The 18844-nt window shown below is 44.3% G+C and carries 20 protein-coding genes; 6 read left to right on the top strand and 14 right to left on the bottom strand.

Annotated features, from left to right (window positions below; all coding sequences use genetic code 11):
- The first annotated feature begins 139 nt into the window (after positions 1 to 139).
- From QAS77_RS01470 to QAS77_RS01445, 6 genes are read left to right on the top strand one after another with little or no spacing between them, the layout of a single operon-like run.
- On the top strand, positions 140 to 1750 hold the full coding sequence (locus tag QAS77_RS01470) for an ABC transporter substrate-binding protein (RefSeq protein ID WP_305063908.1): 1611 nt from the start codon (positions 140 to 142) through the stop codon (positions 1748 to 1750).
- Positions 1751 to 1799: 49 nt separating this feature from the next.
- Complete coding sequence (locus tag QAS77_RS01465; protein WP_305063907.1) at positions 1800 to 2543, top strand: class I SAM-dependent methyltransferase; 744 nt, start codon at positions 1800 to 1802, stop codon at positions 2541 to 2543.
- A 7-nt stretch (positions 2544 to 2550) separates the two neighbouring features.
- Entirely contained in the window at positions 2551 to 3504 is a 954-nt protein-coding gene (gene nikB, locus QAS77_RS01460) for a nickel ABC transporter permease (protein ID WP_331521893.1), read from the top strand.
- Positions 3488 to 4327: a nickel transporter permease gene (gene nikC, locus QAS77_RS01455; protein ID WP_305063906.1), complete on the top strand. Its 840-nt coding sequence runs from the start codon at positions 3488 to 3490 to the stop codon at positions 4325 to 4327. Before nikB ends, nikC begins: the two co-directional genes overlap by 17 nt.
- 9 nt (positions 4328 to 4336) lie before the next feature.
- On the top strand, positions 4337 to 5272 hold the full coding sequence (locus tag QAS77_RS01450) for an ABC transporter ATP-binding protein (protein WP_305063905.1): 936 nt from the start codon (positions 4337 to 4339) through the stop codon (positions 5270 to 5272).
- On the top strand, positions 5265 to 6179 hold the full coding sequence (locus QAS77_RS01445) for an ABC transporter ATP-binding protein (protein WP_305063904.1): 915 nt from the start codon (positions 5265 to 5267) through the stop codon (positions 6177 to 6179). Before QAS77_RS01450 ends, QAS77_RS01445 begins: the two co-directional genes overlap by 8 nt.
- Before the next feature lie 109 nt (positions 6180 to 6288).
- Here QAS77_RS01445 and QAS77_RS01440 read toward each other — a convergent pair whose 3' ends face one another.
- From QAS77_RS01440 to QAS77_RS01375, 14 genes are all read right to left on the bottom strand, one after another.
- Positions 6289 to 6669, bottom strand: a complete 381-nt coding sequence (locus tag QAS77_RS01440) for a cupin domain-containing protein (RefSeq protein ID WP_305063903.1) — start codon at positions 6667 to 6669, stop codon at positions 6289 to 6291.
- A gap of 1 nt (position 6670) precedes the next feature.
- Positions 6671 to 7696, bottom strand: a complete 1026-nt coding sequence (locus QAS77_RS01435) for a methyltransferase (RefSeq protein WP_305063902.1) — start codon at positions 7694 to 7696, stop codon at positions 6671 to 6673.
- Between the two features lies 1 nt (position 7697).
- The gene (locus tag QAS77_RS01430; protein ID WP_305063901.1) at positions 7698 to 8111 is read right to left on the bottom strand and encodes a pyridoxamine 5'-phosphate oxidase family protein; all 414 of its coding nucleotides are present in this window, start codon (positions 8109 to 8111) and stop codon (positions 7698 to 7700) included.
- 106 nt (positions 8112 to 8217) lie between these two features.
- Complete coding sequence (locus tag QAS77_RS01425; RefSeq protein WP_331521888.1) at positions 8218 to 9078, bottom strand: class I SAM-dependent methyltransferase; 861 nt, start codon at positions 9076 to 9078, stop codon at positions 8218 to 8220.
- 14 nt (positions 9079 to 9092) lie between these two features.
- Positions 9093 to 9869, bottom strand: coding sequence for an ABC transporter ATP-binding protein (locus QAS77_RS01420; protein WP_305063900.1), 777 nt, complete (start codon positions 9867 to 9869; stop codon positions 9093 to 9095).
- Position 9870: 1 nt separating this feature from the next.
- Entirely contained in the window at positions 9871 to 10980 is a 1110-nt protein-coding gene (locus tag QAS77_RS01415) for a FecCD family ABC transporter permease (RefSeq protein WP_305063899.1), read from the bottom strand.
- Positions 10981 to 11021: 41 nt separating this feature from the next.
- Entirely contained in the window at positions 11022 to 12293 is a 1272-nt protein-coding gene (locus QAS77_RS01410; RefSeq protein ID WP_305063898.1) for an iron ABC transporter substrate-binding protein, read from the bottom strand.
- Positions 12290 to 12901 (bottom strand): hypothetical protein, encoded by a 612-nt coding sequence (locus QAS77_RS01405; protein ID WP_305063897.1) that lies wholly within the window; start codon positions 12899 to 12901, stop codon positions 12290 to 12292. Before QAS77_RS01405 ends, QAS77_RS01410 begins: the two co-directional genes overlap by 4 nt.
- Before the next feature lie 56 nt (positions 12902 to 12957).
- Complete coding sequence (locus QAS77_RS01400; protein ID WP_250869071.1) at positions 12958 to 13719, bottom strand: ATP-binding protein; 762 nt, start codon at positions 13717 to 13719, stop codon at positions 12958 to 12960.
- Positions 13720 to 13723: 4 nt separating this feature from the next.
- Positions 13724 to 14560 (bottom strand): class I SAM-dependent methyltransferase, encoded by an 837-nt coding sequence (locus tag QAS77_RS01395; protein WP_305063896.1) that lies wholly within the window; start codon positions 14558 to 14560, stop codon positions 13724 to 13726.
- Between the two features lie 138 nt (positions 14561 to 14698).
- Positions 14699 to 15931, bottom strand: a complete 1233-nt coding sequence (locus QAS77_RS01390) for an ABC transporter substrate-binding protein (protein WP_305063895.1) — start codon at positions 15929 to 15931, stop codon at positions 14699 to 14701.
- Positions 15932 to 15977: 46 nt separating this feature from the next.
- Entirely contained in the window at positions 15978 to 16823 is an 846-nt protein-coding gene (locus tag QAS77_RS01385) for a class I SAM-dependent methyltransferase (RefSeq protein WP_305063894.1), read from the bottom strand.
- A 13-nt stretch (positions 16824 to 16836) separates the two neighbouring features.
- Complete coding sequence (locus QAS77_RS01380) at positions 16837 to 17661, bottom strand: ABC transporter ATP-binding protein (RefSeq protein ID WP_305063893.1); 825 nt, start codon at positions 17659 to 17661, stop codon at positions 16837 to 16839.
- 5 nt (positions 17662 to 17666) lie between these two features.
- Positions 17667 to 18749, bottom strand: a complete 1083-nt coding sequence (locus tag QAS77_RS01375) for a FecCD family ABC transporter permease (RefSeq protein ID WP_305063892.1) — start codon at positions 18747 to 18749, stop codon at positions 17667 to 17669.
- Positions 18750 to 18844: the final 95 nt, after the last annotated feature.

The raw sequence follows: 18844 nt of genomic DNA, 5'->3' as shown, positions 1-18844 counted from the left end.
ACAAGTCCTAATCTTAAAGAATAACCCTCTGCCACATGATTTATATAAAATGTTATGATTGAGAATGTAACACATAATTCATGAAAAATTATAATAAATATAATTTGTTTTAAAAATAATAATACCAGGAGGCGGAACTTTGCATATCGAAAAACTTACAAGATTGACTAAAAGGATGCCCATTTTGCTCATGGGAGCAATCCTCATTGTCAGCATAATTAGTGCTGGCTGTGCGGACTTAGGGGAACAGGAAAAAAATACACAGAATGAATCTTTAGAACCGGCAATCCTAAATGCTGCAATGGTGTTTGGACCCGATAAAGGTGGTAACCTTGATCCCGGATATGGATGGGAGGGTTGGTACGTCAGAAAGGCAGGCATTTATGAAACTCTCTTCAGCTATGATCCGGAGATGGAACTGCAGCCAGAACTGGCAATCGGTTATGATCTTATCAACGATACAAATTGGGAGATATACCTGAGAGAAGGTGTAAAATTCCATGATGGGGCTCCTTTGAATGCAGATGCGGTGATTTTCTCGATCAACAGGGTTAGAGATGAAAACAATAGCAGACACGTGGAATACGACTTCATAGAGGACATCTCAAAAGAAGATGAATATACTGTGATCATCACAACAAAAGAGCCCTATGCACCGACAATCGCAAGTCTTACCGATCCGGTAGTCTCCATAGTCAGCCCAAAAGCCGTTGATATCGAAACCCAACCTGTTGGGACCGGACCATTCATGTTTGAGAGTTTCCAGACCGGTGCCAGCCTTACTGTAAAGAAGAATCCTAATTACTGGGGCGGGGTAGTCAAATTAGATGGTGTGAAATTCCAGTATAATAAAGATCCAATAGCAAGGTCACTAATGTTGTCCGCAGGTGACGTTGATATTGCACGGGCCATCCCTCCAGCACATTTCGAGATTATAAACGCTAACCCGAACCATGAAGTACTTTCAAAAGAAACACTGCGAACCTATTTCATGTATGTAAATTGTGAAAAAGCTCCGCTCAATGATGTAAAGGTCAGGCAGGCAATTAACTATGCAATCGACCGTGAAGAACTGGTAAACACAGCACTTGAAGGTGTTGGAGGAAAACCTGCAAAAAGCATCTTCCCGAATATCCTGGCATGGTCGGCAAACGACAAACTTGAGGGCTATCCACACAATAAAGAAAAAGCTCTGGAAATGTTTGCTGAAGCAGGCATAACCTCAAACGATGAAGGTCAACTCGTGTACAATGGTGAACCCTTCACCCTTGAAATCCAAACCTATTCGTCACGTCCAGAACTCCAGCCCTCTGCTGAAGCAATGGCCGCCCAGCTTGAAGCTATTGGGATCAGTGCAAGTGTAAAGATCGCCGAAAGCAGTGCCATTCAGGCCGATATGGCAGATGGAAACTATGACCTTGCCCTTTATGCATGGGGTGTTGCACCGTCAGGTGATCCGGACTACTTCCTCACAAAGCACTTTGTCTCAACCGAAAACATCTGTTCGGACTGGACACATTACTCCAACCCGCAAGTCGATGAGTGGATAGTGGATGCAAGGTCTACAATGGACCAGGACGTCCGCAAGGAGATATATGATAAGGTCCAGTCCCAGATTGTCGAGGACTCGCCTGAAATATTCGTATTCTATTCAAATGAACTGGTGGCACAGAGTACTGAAGTTAAAGGATACGAGATATTTCCAAATGAGATCAGCTTTATGACAAAGGATATGTTCCTCCAGGAGTAAAGCTGAAATTTTTATTTTTTATTTTTTTAAATTACGGGATCTAAATTGTATGAAAGAAATAATCGAAGAATACTGGAACTGGCGAAGTGCCACTTATCATACCGAACTGAAGGCCTATGAAGATGAAGAGCAGTTGATCTGGAAGAACATTCTCACCAGTGCTTTACCACATGAAAGAACAATGAACGTCCTTGATGTGGGGACAGGACCCGGATATATGGCACTTGCCTTTGCAGAGATGGGGCATTCCGTCATTGCTGTTGATATATCACGTGAAATGCTAAAAAAAGCGAAGCAAAAGGCTTATGATCAGGGTGCGACAATCGATTTCTACCATGGTGATGCAGAAAAGCTCCCATTTATGGACGGACAGTTTGACCTGATCGTTAGCAAATATCTCCTTTGGACCCTTCCATCCCCGGACGCATTTCTTCATGAATGCCAGCGTCTGCTATCACCTGAAGGCATCATACTTGCAATTGACGGCACATGGTTTAAACCCTCTATCAGCAACTCTATCAGGAAGGTTGTTGCAGGATGTGCAAACAGTATCAACAATATACATAACCCTGGTATCTTTGAACAATACTACAGTGGAGTTAAACATAAACTACCATTATATCATGAAAACGCCCCCGAGGATGTATCTTCGCTTCTGGTAAATAGCGGATTCGATGGGGTTTCTTATCAGTACCTTCTGGAATACAGGGATTTTCAAAAACGTAGTGGGAAGCTTAATTACTACATTAATAATCCCAAGACTCCATACATGATCATCGGAAAAAAGAGATGAGGGGATAATGCAGATTAGGGGGTATGTTCTAAGAAGATTGCTGTACCTTGTACCTAGCTTGCTATTCATATCAATTCTAAGTTTCTCTCTTATTTACATAGCTCCCGGGGATCCCGCTGAAATTCTTATGACAAGTCCCCTGGGAGGAGCAGATGAAAAAGCTGTCGAAGAGTTCAGGGTAAAGATGGGACTTGACCAACCATTGCATATCCAGTATTATTTGTGGCTTGAAAAGGCAGTCCATGGTGATTTTGGATATTCGTATATGACAAACCGGCTAGTGCTTGAAACAATTATTGACGCATTTAAAAATACCCTGAAACTTTCAGCCCTTAGCCTGGCAATTGCCCTCATTATTGCAATACCCGTAGGAATTCTTGCCGCATTGAAATACAACACCATCAGCGATGATCTGAGCAGATTCGTCTCCCTTATTGGGGTTTCAATTCCAAACTTCTGGCAGGCATACCTTTTAATCCTTTTCTTTTCAGTGTTCCTGCAATGGCTACCGGCAGCAGGAATCGGAGAAGGCGGAGACATTAGACATATGATACTTCCTGCCTTAACAATGGGCACCAGTTCTGCTGCAGTAATAATGAGGATGATGAGATCAAGCATGCTTGAGGTGATGGAAATGGATTATATCAGGACAGCACGGTCAAAAGGACTTTCTGAGCTTACTGTTATCATGAAACATGCAATGAAAAATGCCCTTATTCCGGTAGTCACTATGATCGGTCTGAGTATAGGCTTTATGCTGAACGGCTCAATGATCGTTGAAACCATATTCGGGTGGCCAGGAATAGGCAGACTTGTCGTTGAATCAATATATTCAAGGGATTATCCGATGATCCAGGGTTCAATACTCTTTGTTGCAATGGTCTTCGTTGTGGCGAACTTTTTGGTGGACATACTATATACATGGCTGAACCCGAGGATTACGTATGAGAGGAATAAGTAAGAACAGAAGCATTAAAATTGGGCTTTGCATTCTGTGTATACTGCTTTTTCTAGCAGTGTTCGCTGATTTCATTGCTCCATACGATCCTAATCAGAAAGATCTTGACGAACGTCTGATAAAACCATGTTATGAGCACCCCTTTGGTACAGATCATCTTGGACGGGACATATTAAGTCGAGTTATCTTCGGATCGAGGGTATCCATCTTTATCGGTGTTTCAGTAACAGTTATCTCTCTCATTATCGGGATTCTCCTGGGAATAACTGCCGGCTATTATGGAGGAGTTGTCGATGAGTTAATAATGCGAATAGTAGATGGCTTCCTTGCATTCCCTAGTATGTTTCTTGCACTTGGGGTTACCGCATTTCTAGGTCAGGGGGTGTTTAACCTGATGGTTGCCCTCACTGTAGTACAATGGACAACGTTTGCCAGGGTTGCACGAGGATCAACACTGGACATCAAGGCCCGCCCTTATGTTGAGGCATCACGATGGCTTGGAGCAGGAAACCTGTACACGATCACACGTCATGTTCTTCCAAATATCCTCCCCCCTCTTCTCATTGTTGCATCACTGGGGATTGGCAATGTCATCCTCACTGCAGCGGGCTTAAGTTTTCTTGGGCTTGGTGTGCAGCCATCAATTCCTGAATGGGGGTCGATGCTCAATGATGGACGTGTTTTCCTCATAAAAGCACCTTACATCATGATCTTCCCGGGACTTATGATCATGATCACAGTGCTTGCATTTAATTTCCTTGGAGATGGACTGAGGGATATGATGGACCAGCGTATAAGACATGCTGAACTAAAAAGAAAGATGTGAGTGTAACATATGGAAGACATCCTGCAGATAAATAACCTTTCCGTCCATTTTTTGCTGGAAGATGAAATTGTCAGGGCAGTTGACGGTGCCAGTCTGTCAATCCGGAAAAATGAAACTTTTGCATTAATTGGGGAAAGTGGAAGTGGTAAATCGGTCCTTGGTCTTGCAGTACTACGTCTTCTTCCAAGAAACGTTCATCTGGAAGGGGAGATCATTTTTAACAGGGTGAATCTCCTTGACCTCCCAGAAGAGAAAATGAGAAAGATTCGTGGGAAACAGATAGCATGGATCCCGCAAAACCCTGCCACAGCCATGAATCCAAGCTTAAGAGTAGGGGACCAGATTGCAGAACCAATGCAACTTCACTTTGGCTTAAAAAAAAGCGTTGCCCTGAAAAAAGTAAATTCCCTTCTAGAATATTTTGATATTAAACCTGCAGAGGTTCGTTCAAAAGAGTATCCATACCAGTACAGCGGTGGGATGCTGCAACGAGCACTTGTAGCAATGGGTACATCCACAAGTCCTGAATTGATTATTGCAGATGAACCTACGAAAGGAGTGGATGCAATAAAAAAACAGAGTATTGCTAATATATTTGAAAAAATTAAGCAAGAAGGAAAATCGATTCTCCTAATCACCCATGATCTTGCGTTTGCCAGGAAAGTGGCAGATCGAATTGCAGTGAACTACTGTGGCCAAATTTTGGAAATATGCGATGCACGACAGTTCTTCGATTCACCTCTGCATCCGTATTCAAAAGCACTTTTAAACTCCCTCCCATCCAGAGGACTGAAGCCTATTGGAGGAGATTCCCCCAGTATGATTAAACCTCCCAAAGGCTGTCGCTTTCACCCCCGTTGTGAACATGTAACAGAACAATGTCTCACCGAACCTCCGGTGAAGGACGAAAAAGGAAACATCGTGAGGTGCTGGCTCTATGATTAAGGGTGTCAATCTGAAGAAAATATATGAATCCGGTTTTTTTTCAAAAGAGGAAACCATCGCCGTTGAGGGAGTTGACATCAGAATCGATGACGGCGAAACCCTTTCACTTGTTGGAGGGAGCGGGTGTGGAAAATCCACACTTGGAAAATTGCTGCTGATTCAAACTGATCCAACTGATGGTAAAGTATTTTTCAAGGAAAAGGAACTGACCGCAATGGAAAACTCAGAAATCAGGAATCTCAGAAAAAATTTCCAGTTAATCCCGCAGCACCCCGAAGATGCCCTTGACCCGCGATGGGAAATTAGAAGATCTATTGCCGAGCCTTTTCTAATTCAGAATTCATTGACTCGGGGTGAAATCGATTCTCATGTCGATACTCTTATCCACAAGGTTGGATTGCAGGAAGAACACAAACATAGGTACCCGCATGAACTAAGTGGGGGCGAGCTCCAGAGAGCAGTTATTGCCCGTTCAATTGCTTTAAACCCGGATTTCATAGTATGTGATGAACCTACATCAATGCTTGATGTATCGGTGCAAGCAGCGGTGCTGACACTTCTAAAAGAGGTTCAAAAGGAATATGGGATGTCATTCCTTTTTATAACACACGACCTTGAGGTTGCAAAGGTTATGGGCGACCGGATAGCTGTTATGTATGCTGGTCAGATCGTGGAAGAGGGGAAAGGCGTTTTTGACAACCCCCTCCATCCGTATACAAAAATGATGGATGGATCACTAAAAGTGAAGGATTCCGGAGTAAATTTCTCTGCTGAATTATACCGTAAAGGGATGCCGCAGGGTTGTAGCTTTTACCATCAGTGTCCCGAGAGGTCTGAGGCGTGCATGCAGCCGCAGAGTCTCAGGGATGTGGGCGGAAGGAGTGTACGCTGTATTCGATGCGGATGATTTAATAACCCAACTTTGCCAGTCAAAATAAATATAAGTGTTCTTAGTTTGATTGAGTCGATAAAAGTTTGATAAAAAAAAGTAGAGTAGACTCTTCTTCTAGTTCTACTCAACTTTTATCGCCCTCATCATGATGCCTTAGAAGATTTTTAAGTTCCTCAACCGACTTCACGGATGGCGGAGATGAGACCAGTATCGCATTTACTGCTGCATTTTGTTGATTCTTAATGCCCACCACTGTATCAGGTGGCACCAGCATTGCAGTTCCACTGCCTATTGTCACGGTTTCATTTCCTGATTCCACCACCAGCTCGCCACTCAGGCAATATATTATACCTTCCGTAGGGTGGGCATGAGGAGAGACCTCAAGACCTGCTGGGATCTCAAGATGCATACAAAGCAATCTCTCACCAAATAACAATGGTTTCATCACACCCTCGGGGGTTTCCAAACCTTCAGTATCATCTATTTTTTGTATTTCTATTTTCATTTTATTGCACTTCCTTATCTCCTATGATGAGCACAGATGGGCTCGTTTGAGAGGATATGTCCAGAACACGGACATTTGAAAATTGGGCATTCTCTAATAGCTCAATACACTCGCTTTCAGTGTAGATGTGGTGCATATCCCCTCGCAAGGATAGATTCAGATCAAAGAGGACAGATGTGGGAGGAGCAGTTCGCTCATCGTTTAAAATCCAGTGCTTGAGCACTACTGAAGCGTTATTGTTCAGTGCATCGTATACCTTCTTCAAAACACCTGGAAGCACATCCGGCTTTCGATAGAAGGCATCAGATGCAAAGACTATGTCATAACCGCTTCCAATCTCATCTTCAAAGAAGTTTCCTCCAATGACTCCGACCTTGTCGTTCATATCATACCTTTCGATGAACTCTTTTGTAACTTCAGTCACATGTGGCAGGTCAAATACTGTGGCTTCAAGGTCTGGATTTGTCTCAGCAAATGCTATTGCATAGAGCCCATGCCCGCCGCCAAGATCAAGAAGCGTTCTTGCTTTCTGAAATTCAGGAAGGGTTGACACTTCTTTTATGGTTCGATGAAGGCTTCCCCGCATTGAACCTTCAGCCATTGCCAGAATAAAGCTGGAATCGAATACATCTTCAAACCTTCCTTCCTTCGCTTCCGACACGTCTCCTTTCAGGATGGAATTCAACATTGACCGATTGTCAGAGTTCCTTCCGGAAAGTCTGAGTAAATTTCCTTGATAAAACGGACTATCCTTCACAAGAAAGGTCGAGGCAAGCTTTGTGTTCGTGTATTTACCATTCTCTTTTGAGAGGAACTGTAATGCTACCAGAGCATTCAGGAACTTCCCGGTCAGGGATGTATCGGTACAGACCTCAGAGGATATTTGCTCTGCTGTCTTTGACTCTTCGAGCAGATCGAAGAGATCAAAATCAAGGGCTGTTAAGAGGGTATGGAACGCTTCACAACCTTTTACCATCCTATCCAGCGGTTCTGAACTGATTTCTGGAATGGTATCCAATACTTTCATTTTATTCTCCCCCCTTTTTGTGGCGGACAGTTGAATATATCTCTTCCACTTCCACTATAACCGCGGATTTCACTTTTATGTCAGAATGGCGCGAATGTCTTTTTCGCAGCTCTACCACCATTTCTTCTGCCTTTTCAAAGATCTCACCGCTTGTGAAAATCTTTGCTTGCCCTTTGAGCTGGTATGCACTTGGTGTTTCCTTTTCCAGCACTTCGACAGCAATCGCTACATGGGGGTTCTCAAGCAGGTTCTTTTTGGTCTTGTCAAATAGAACATCTACAATCAGTAACTCGCTGTCACTTATCGTACGTATGGCACCTATTGGAACTACATTCGGTCTACCATCATTGGATGTAGTTGCCAGATGGACCACATTCTCGTTTATCATTTCCTGTATTTCTTCACTCATTTTCATGCTCATCATTCTCCTTCAAACGTCACAAAACCATTAGTGGGACTTCTACAGAGCCAAATTACGTTTCATTTTAAACTCTTCATTTGTGGCACAACATGCAAATAAATCAGATACAGTTTTCATCTGTCGGTTTTTCCCACCACATTTTCACACGGGTAGTCGAACCTCGCATAATCAGGGAATCATTGTCCTTTTCAAGAACGCCCTCCAAGTAATCCCTGAGAACTGATTCCTGACGGTCTGTGGTAATCTTGTAGTGCGACTTGGAATATTCAACAGCCTCGTCCATAGAATAAAAACGGTTGACATGCTCAAGCGGGAAGACCTCTATATGGGGATAGATTCCCATCTGGTAGAGCACATTGTAAAGCACATCGCATTTTGGGCCTGGCTGATAATCGGCCTCATGGAGGGATGGCCAGAGTGCCCTGTAATGGATGTCCCATGAGGGTTCCCCGGCAAACCAGTATAAGTAGACATATCTCGAGGAGGCGTCTATCATCTTCTGGATCGATTCCCTGATATCGGGCATACCAAGAGAAAACGAAGCTATGACTACATCGTAAGGGGTTCCAAGATCCTCTTCAACATTCACATCCTCCCACCGCTTCTGCACACAGGTGATATTGTCGGTTCCATACTCCGATATGTTGTCCTGCAGCACATTCATCATGCCTTCTGAGGGTTCAACAGCAGTAACGTGGGCCACTCTTTCTGCAAGTGGAACTGCCAGAGTCCCGGGCCCGGCACCAACATCGAGCACTCTGGAGTCTGAATAAATCGAAATACCACTTATGGTCTTTTTAATCCGCTCTCCACCGTTCTCCTGAGCCATCTCCCAGAAGCGCTTTGCATTCTCCTTTTCCTCCCATATAGAGGCGCAATCTACAGCTTGGTGCGACCCTATCTGCTTTAGCATCTGGTTTTTCCAGATATCATTCCAGTCAATCTTTTCCATTATTTTCATTTCCTCCTTCGATTTTATCTTATAGAACTTATGGGAATAATATACGGCCTTCCCCCATTGCGATTAATCACTTCGGCGTTAACACCGTAGACATGGGCTATATCTTCACACGTAAGCACTGAGTCAGGTTCTCCTACTGAGATTATTTTTCCATTTCTCATCATAATTATCCTGTCTGAATATCTGGATGCCAGATTCAGGTCATGTACAACCATAATGGCAGCCACGTTCCTTTCTTTAACAAGTTTCCTCGTGATATCCATTACATCCAGCTGGTGCCGGATATCCAGATTGCTGGTAGGTTCATCGAGCAGTATAACACCAGTGTCCTGAGCCAGTGCCCTTGCGATGAGGACTTTTTGTTGCTGGCCTCCACTAAGTTCGTCATACATGGCAAGCGCCAGATCCTTGATCTCCAGTTCTTCAAGCACCTCCCATACTTTTTCTTCATCGCCTTTGTTACTGAACCATCCCTGGTGAGGACGCCTTCCCATAAGAACCGTTTCAAAAACAGTATTCGAAAAAACCCTTTTTGAGCTTTGAGGCACATAGGAAATGTTTTTGGCAACCTCTAGTCTTCTCATTTCATGAAGGTTTTTTCCGTCAAGGTACAGGTTTCCCGAATCAGGAGTCAGGATGCGGTTGATGCACTTTAACAGCGTGGATTTCCCGGCACCGTTAGGCCCTACAATACTTACTAGCTCTGAGGTCTGTATATCAATTGAAACATCCTCAAATATAGGAGTGCTGGCATATCCGAAACTCATGTTTTTTATATTTAATTTGACCATATCACCAGAACTCCTTTCTTTTCTTTTTTAGTATCAGATACATGAAAAACGGCACTCCTAGCAGGGAACTTGTGATTCCGGTAGGGATGATTGTTGGTCTTATTATGTTCATTCCTATTGCATCGGCGGAGATTAGGACCAGCGCTCCCATAATTCCTGCTGCGGGGAACAGATACTTATGATCCGAGCCGATGAGCATTCTTGCCATATGTGGTGCAACCAGCCCTATGAAAGCGATCGTCCCTGTAAAACAGACAATCGTTGCGGTAAGCAGGCTTGCTATTAACATACCAAGCATCCTGACCCTGTTTGCATCGATTCCCAGACTTTTGGCATTTTCATCTCCGATAGTCATAATATTGAGATCCTTGGCTTTCAGATAGAGAAGGGGAGTACAAATGAGAAAGATCCACAGGATTAGATGGAAATTGCACCAGGAAAATGCCGAAAGGTCACCCATTCCCCAGCTTACCATTACACGCAATTGCTCATCTGTTGCAAAATATTGGAGCAAGCTGCTTAGCGAACTGAAGAGATAATTCAGGGCGATCCCTGCAAGGATCAAGGTTTCGGAAGTTGCCCCTTTAAAACTTGAAAGTGCGATTATGAATAAGGCGCAGAGCATCGAAAATACAAACGCGTTCCCGATAAGCAGGTAAGGTCCGCCTATGACCCCGACACCCAGTACTGCTGCAATAGCAACTCCAAAATGAGCACCTGCAGAAATCCCGAGCGTAAAAGGGCTTGCCAGGGGGTTCTTGAGTACAGCCTGCATTACACAGCCACAAATCCCTAATCCGAAACCGGCCATTAAGCCCCCTATAATCCTTGGAAGACGAATATTACAGACGATCTGTGATTGCAGTCCTGCAGTGTCGAAATATCCCGGTAAAAATTTTGCAAGCAGGATCTGATAGACTTCAACTACTGATATTTCCAGAGGTCCCAGTGTGACTATAAATGCCGTAAGGAAAATTACCAGAAAAAGAAGAAAACCCATAATAATGAGTTTTCTTCCAATGTAATGCCTGTATTCGGTCTGATGTTGATCGGGCAGGTCTTTGTTCTTTTCAGGCATTTTAGTCTTCAGAAGAATTTCCAGATATTTCACTATCATTCCTCCAGATATGTGTTATATCACGCATATGCATATTAGTAGACCTGCTTTGGGAATGGCTGGTATTCAACAAGGGCAGTAAATACTCCGTCCGCACCAAGGATCTCTTTATAGATTTCATTTCCCTCAGCTTCCAAGTCCATGTCTTTGAACTCTTCAGGATGGAGACACTTTGCCATGTAGAACATGTTCATAAGGCTGCGGTCTATCGGTCTTCCACGGCAGTAGGGGTAGAAGCAATCATAAACATGATTGTTTTTGACCGCAGGAATTTCCGAGAGTTCGGGTGTATCCATAACAAATTGCACTCCGCTGACCTCAACGGAGGTACTCATGGCAACGAAAATGTAATCCGGTTCCCAGACTACGATCTGCTCCGGACCCACATTGATCTTGTCTCCGGTACAGTCCTTTGCAACATTGTTTCCACCTGCAATAGTCAGGGGTTCGTAGGTTGCTTCAGTTCTGGTAAAGTCCCTACCTTCCACGGCATCATAAAAGCCTTTCTTTGCACCTCTTGGAGCAAAGTAAACCGTAGGGATCTCGCTTTCGTCAAGCTGATCTGTTACTGATTTGACCATATCGATCTTGGACTGGACAAAGTTTTCGAGTTCATCGGCTCTTTCCTGCTTATCGAGTATCTCGCCCATAAGCTGCATATGATCGAACATTTCCTCAAAGGTAAAACCAGCCCCAGCGTCCACACAAGGACAACCCACTTTTTCTTCAACCGCATCGCCTCTGCTGTACCACAGAGTGTCGATCACCACGTCAGGTTTCAGGATTGCCATTGTTTCGTAATCGATCTCCTTGCGGGTATTTGTCTCTGGAAGGTCGTCAAGCTGTCCACCATCGTGGATCTGGAGGGATTCCCATGCTTCTACGGCGATCTTTTCATCATTTATATCTCTGTAAAGCACACATCCCGAACGAGTGCACTCATCGGTTGCTACCATTTTATCCAGATCACCAAGGGCTATGATCATTCGTGAATTGTCTGGGTTTGTTGTAATGATTCTTTCAATTGGTCTGTAAAAGGTAACCTTACGATCATGTTGGTCTGTTATTGTCTTGGGTTTTCCATCCCAGAATTTATAGATGTATGCTGCGTCTCCGACATCATCAAGGGAATATTCACCTTCTCCAAGCATATAGTCACAAACCGCCTCAGATAGATCATCTTCAGAGATGTACCCGTCACCTCCTGCACATGGGAGACTTGAATCCATAGCAGTGGCGGCAGTAGCAGATAAAACCATTCCAGTGAACAGTATAAAGATACCGAACATAAGAGCAGGATATTTCATTTCTTGTTCCCTCCATTTAAATTGTTTTTAGACATAAGCAGGCAGGCAAGTATTGCAACTGAAGAAAACACTGCTCCAAAACCGGGTGTTTTCGGTTCCGTACTTACAGGGATGTTTTCCTGATCTGATGCAAATGAAGACATGCCTTTATTGGGACTGGATGATGTAGGATCGATCACGGGTTTCCAGCGTTCTTTGCCTTCATTCAGTTCAGGTGTCTGCACAAGTAGATCCACCCAGTATCCCGTAAAATCGCCCTTTGCACTGGAAGGAGCGATTACCTTGTAACTGATCTCTTTTTCATCTATTACGGAAAATACGATCTTGCCCGTTTTCCGATCTACCTTGAAATGTTTGGCATCTGATATGTCCGAATCTTTTTTAGGGAAACTGAAACCTTCAGGAATGTTTTCCACTAAACCTACCATTATCGGAGCATTTCCCTCGATTGTCAAGCTTATTTCTATTTCCTCACCTGTAGCAAAATTCGCAGGTACACTTCTTGTAATACCTGTGACTTCCGCCTGACTGGCAAGGGTCAGGGGTGATACCATTATTCCTACCATTGCAAGCACCAATAGCATCATTGTTATTTTTTTTACACTCATATTCTCACCTTATTTCTAATGTATGCCCTTATTCAGGCAAATTTTCATTCAACATTTCACTGTTGTTGTCCTTCCAGGAACCCGGTAATTGTTTCGATCTCCGGAATATCAGTATGGAATTCCGTTCCGAGGAGACCAGCTCTGAAAAGGGATTCTAATATAGGGATAGTTGCAAGTACCCGGTTTTCGGGAACTTTCGTGCACATGATCTCTTTAGTGTCTCCTTCGGCCCTGTTTAATATGAAATAGAGTTCTTTGCCTGCAATATTCGCAAGTTCACTGACCTTTTCCGAAAGACGGATCGATTCATAGGAGGGGTCAATCACCATGAGAAGCATATCGCAGCCCTCTTCCACACCCCTGCCGAAATGTTCGATACCAGCTTCGGTATCCACAATTACAAATTCGTCCTCAGACGTATCAATATTTTTCAACAAATGTTTGGCAAGGGCACCCATTGGGCAGGCACATCCTTCACCGACTTCATGGATCTTGCCTACAGCCATCAGGTTCAGTTTTCCTTTCCTGATTACAAAGTCATCGGGTATGTCAGTGATATTCCACCTATGTTCGAAGAATTGACTTTCTTCTCCTTTCTGGAATGATTCCATCATTTTCCCAATGAGTTCTTTTTTACCTCCCATAAAATTCAAAAAATCTGCAGGAAGTTCCATTCCAAGCTGTCGGTGAAGCCCAAAATTGGATTCATCGTTGTCTATTACAAGCACGTTGAACCCTTTTGCTACCATGGATTGGGCTATCAGTGCCGTCAATGTACTCTTCCCGCTTCCGCCTTTTCCGCATACCAGTACTTTCAAGTGATCACCTCTTCTCCCAGAATATTTTCACACGGGTCGAGAATCCTCTGTTCACAAGCAGTTCGTCTTCCTTTTCAAGCAAGCTCTGCAGGTAATCGCGCAGGATAGTTTCCTGTTGTTGCGTGTCGATCTCATAGCGGGATCTAAATTCGTCAACAGCTTCATCTATTGAGGAAAAGCGGTTTGTGTATTCTAATGGGAATACATGCATGTCTGGATAAATGCCCATATTGTAGAGTACATTGTAGAGTACATCGCATTTCGGGCCGGCAACATATTCCTTTCCGTATAAGGCAGGGTGGAGGATACGTGAATGGTATTCCCAGGGTGACTCACCTGCAAACCAGTACAGGCAGATATACTTTGAGGAAGCAGCTTCCATTTTTCGTATTGCGTCCTGTATATCTGGCATTCCCAGTGAATATGATGCGATCACCACATCATAGGGGCCGTCGAGGTCGTTCTCAACATCAAGGTCTTCCCAGCGTTTGTTGACACAACTAATATTATCTATGCCGTACGTTTTGATGTTCTCCTGCAGGACATCTATCATTCCTTTTGCAGGCTCGACAGCAGTTACATGGGATACTCTTTCGGCCAGGGGAATAGCTAGGCTCCCCGGTCCTGCTCCGATGTCAAGTATCCTTGAATCGGCTGTTATGGGAAGTTCATTTATGGTCTTTTCGACTCTTCCCCTATTTTCCTGTGATCTTTTCCAGAAGCGCTCTGCGTTTTCTTTGCTGTCCCATAGACTGATACGGCTGCCTTTGTGATCGGAACTTTGGTGGCCATCCATAAGCTCTTTCCAGATATCATTCCAGGCAATTGTATTTTCATTCATAGTTAGTCCTCATATCGTTCATACTCCTTACCGCGTGCACATGTCGAGGTAAATCTCGTTAGTGAAAACCGCTCACGATCCATATGCCAAAAAATGTTGAAATCCATATCAAATTTCAATTGATATGGATTCAAGAATTTAATCGCAGGTGGGACAATCCTCGAGAGTCCAGTCCATCCACTGGGCTGAGCGCAACTCCTTTGCGGTGTCGAGGTCCACACCATAGACATTCTGATAGAAGTCCAGCAGCCACTCCGCGAGGTTAATGTCCTCAAAACGCTCTGGATACGTTCCCTTTGCGATCACCATTACATCGATCGGGTATTCAAGCCGTTTTGCACAATTGCATGGTGACCATGGTAATGCTACAACCCGTCTGTTCTTCACGGCGTCCAGTTCCTGCAGATTCTGGTAGTAAGGTGCCTCATAAAGTTCAAGTGGTGGGTGGTATCCAGATGCAGTGCAGAGCACGATCACATCAGGATTCAATGCTAATATATGCTCGCCGCTCACTATCTTGAAGTTCCCGGCCTCCTGAAAACCATTCTTCGCATGAACGAGGTCCTGAATAAAGAACGACTCGATCGTATCAAGCCCAAAGACCTGACCTGCCCCACCAGCACTCCGGGCTCTTGGTGATGCTCCAAAAATCAGCACATCAGGTTTTTCTTCATCAGGAATATCTTTTGTCCGCTCATTTATGAAGTCGACCTGGCTTTCAAGATATTCTGCGAGTTTGGTAGCTTCGGCCTCTTTGTCAAATACCTGGCCAATGATGCGAATTTCATCCGAGATGGTAGACACATCTGCATCATCATAGCAACTTGATCCGTATAAAACGACCAGCGGTATTCCAAGAGATTCAATCGTTTCGATGCTTTTTTGTGTGCCTTCATCATCAATGAACCGCAGTGAACAGCTACCCAGACGGACGATCACCACATCAGGCTCAAGGCTTGCAAGTGTTTCGTAGTTCACCGCAGAACCGGACTTTGCAAAACAAGGAAGGTCCATGATCCCAGGGTTCAGATAGGTGACCGGATTCATTCCATTCTCATAGTCAAATGTCTCACCGCCGACGGTCTCGTAGCTGTAGTTAAAGTTTCGCTGAAGACAACTGGACCCTACGCCCACAAGAGTATCCTGGACACCGATTGTGGTCATAACCCCCTCAACCAGTCCATCGCTGATCGTGACAACCTTTTCAATATCTATTGGTACCTGCACAGCAACTCCGCGACTATCGACAACTGTCCGGTACTGCTCTTGGGATACTGCGATATCATCACTTGCATTTCCCATACATCCTGCACTCAGCAGGACGCTCAACAATAAAGTAACAAGAACGCAATACTGTAAATTAGGTTTCATTTTCATATCCTCTTTTTTGATATAATGTATAAATAAATTTAAGCAATCACTCACCGGTCTGTTTTTCCCACCACATCTTCACAGAAGTATATGATCCATTCATGACTAGGGAATTATCATCCTTTTCAAGAACGTCTTCAAGGTAACTCTTAAGAACCGATTCCTGATGGTCTGTAGTGATATTGTAGTAGGATCTGAAATGTTCAACAGCCTCTTCAATCGACTGAAAACGATTGAAATGATTTACCGGGAAGACCTGCATATGGGGGTAGATGCCCATCTGATAGAGCACATTGTAGATCACATCGCAGTTTGGGCTTGGGTGATAATCGCCCTCATGGAGGGATGGCCAGAGTGCCTTGTAATTGGTGTCCCATGAGGGGGGGCCGGCAAACCAGTATAAGTAGACATATCTCGAGGAGGCGTCTATCATCTTCTGGATCGATTCCCTGATGTCAGGCATACCTAAGGAGTAAGAGGCTATGACCACATCATAAGGCCCGTCAAGGTCGGCTTCTATTTCAACATCTTCCCACCGCTTCTGAACACAGGTGATATTGTCGGCATCATACTCTGCGATATTGTCCTGCAGCACACCCATCATACCTTCAGAGGGTTCTACTGCAGTTACATGAGTTACCTGAGGGGATATCGGAATCGTAAGTGTTCCTGGCCCGGCACCGATATCCAGTATTCGGGAATCCGGTGTGAGGGCAAGTCCCTCGATGGTCTTCTGGTTTTGTTCTTTGTTATTCTGCACCGCATTCCAGTATTGCGTTGCTCGTTCCTTATTATTCCATACTCGAGCACACTCAACGGCACACTTCGATTCAATGTTCTTTAGCATCTGGTTTTTCCAGACTTTATTCCAATCAATCGTATTTTCATCCATGTAATTCATCCGTTTATTCTACATCTCTCCGAAGCGCCGGCATGTGTCTTGACGTCCCGTCTTTCTCTTTGACTGCCACATCACGAGGCAATATCATATTAGTCCCATCCAGACTCCTGACTGTGCACATACCCTGGTAGATTTCATCGAGGACGGACTCTGTGATCACATGGTAGGGATGACCCTGACAAATGATCCCATTTTCATTCATAACCACCACGTCGTCGCAGAACCACGAGACATGATTCGGGTCGTGACTGCACGCCAGGATGGTAATTCCCTGATCAGCCACCTTGCGCAGTAGCTTCCAGATTTTTAACTGGTTGCTAAAATCAAGAGCAGAGGTAGGTTCGTCCAGGAATATCAGTTTTGTCTCCTGAGCTATTGCCCGTGCTATCAACACCATCTGACGCTGTCCGCCTGACAACTGGTTGTAAGGTTGTTCTGCAAGATGGGAGATCTCCAGCAGTTCAAGTGCGTCCAGTGCTTTTTCTTTATCAGCACGTTTGACGCCAAAAAAACCTCCAAGATGTGGTGTTCTTCCCATCAATACTACTTCCTTTACCAGATATGGAAAGGGGGGTTTATGCTCCTGGGGAACGTACGCCACTACTTTGGCCATATCCTCGATCCTGCATTCATTGATGTCCGTACCATCCATGATCACGGAACCCTTATGGGACTTTAAAAATTTCATGCAGCATTTGAAAAGTGTGGTCTTTCCGCATCCGTTTGGACCAAATAATCCGCAGAGCTGTCCTTCTTTAACATCAAAAGAGATGTCTTTAAGAATCGGAGTAGATCCATAGTTAAAATTGATATCTTTTACCTGTAGCATGAGAATCACCCAAGTAACGAACGTCCTTTGTTTCTCAAAAGATAGCAAAGGTATGGTGCCCCCAGAATTGACGTAATTATCCCGACTGGAATCTCGGAAGTCGTAAGCGTCCGTGCCAGTGTATCACAGACGATAAGATAGATCCCGCCAAGCATTGCCGCAGAAGGTATCACAAATCTGTGATCAGGTCCAAGGATCATTCGCGTTGCGTGGGGCATCATAAGACCAACCCATGCGATAATCCCAACAGTTGAAACCGCAACCGCTGTGACAAGTGTTGCAAGTGCGACTACGATCATCTTGGATTTCTCCGGGTTAATACCCAGTGCCCGGGCTTCTTCATCCCCCATTGAGAGAATATTCAGTTTCCAGCCATACATCCATAGTACCAGAAAAGAAAGACCCACAATTGGTGCGGTAATGACAACGTCATTCCAGGTGGCATAGTAGAACCCGCCCATCAACCAGAACACGATCTCACGTAATGAGGAATCATTAGCCGTATATTTTAGGAGGGAGACCAGTGCTGAAAAAATAGAACCAATGATGACACCTCCAAGTATGAGAGTGATGATCGGGGTCTGACCTCGCGTTCTTGCCAGCGTATAGGCAGCCATAACGGCAAGTGAGGCAAAAATAAAGGCTGATATCTGGATTGACTGAAAAATATGGGGATAAACAATCCCCAGTGCCGCCCCGAACGCCGCCCCGGAAGAAACACCGAGAATATAGGGCTCGACCAGTGGATTCCTGAAACATCCCTGAAAGACCGCACCAGATGTTGCAAGGGCAGCACCTACTATAATAGCTAACAGGACTCTTGGCAACCGTATGTTCCATATTATGGTGTTATGTAGTTTATTGATACTGGATGCATCCTGAAAAGGGCTGAGGTTAGCGATGATAGTTGCATATACATCTACAAAAGAGATATTATATGCACCAAGTACCATGGCGATGGCTGCTACAAGGCCCAGCACCGCAAAAAGGATGCAAAGGATTAAGAACTTTCTCATATCTGAGAAACCCTTTACATCCTGATTTGTTATCCTTTCCAGGATATTAATGCGTTTTAATGTTTCAAACATTGTCAATTTCCTTTATCGTCATCTACTATTACACATTAGTTACCTTCTTTTGGAAAAGAAAAAGACTACAAGAAGTCCTGAGATTGTAGACAGGA

The organism is Methanococcoides sp. (assembly GCF_030594565.1).
Lineage (GTDB): Archaea > Halobacteriota > Methanosarcinia > Methanosarcinales > Methanosarcinaceae > Methanococcoides > Methanococcoides seepicolus.
This window is presented reverse-complemented; position numbering and strand designations above follow the sequence as displayed.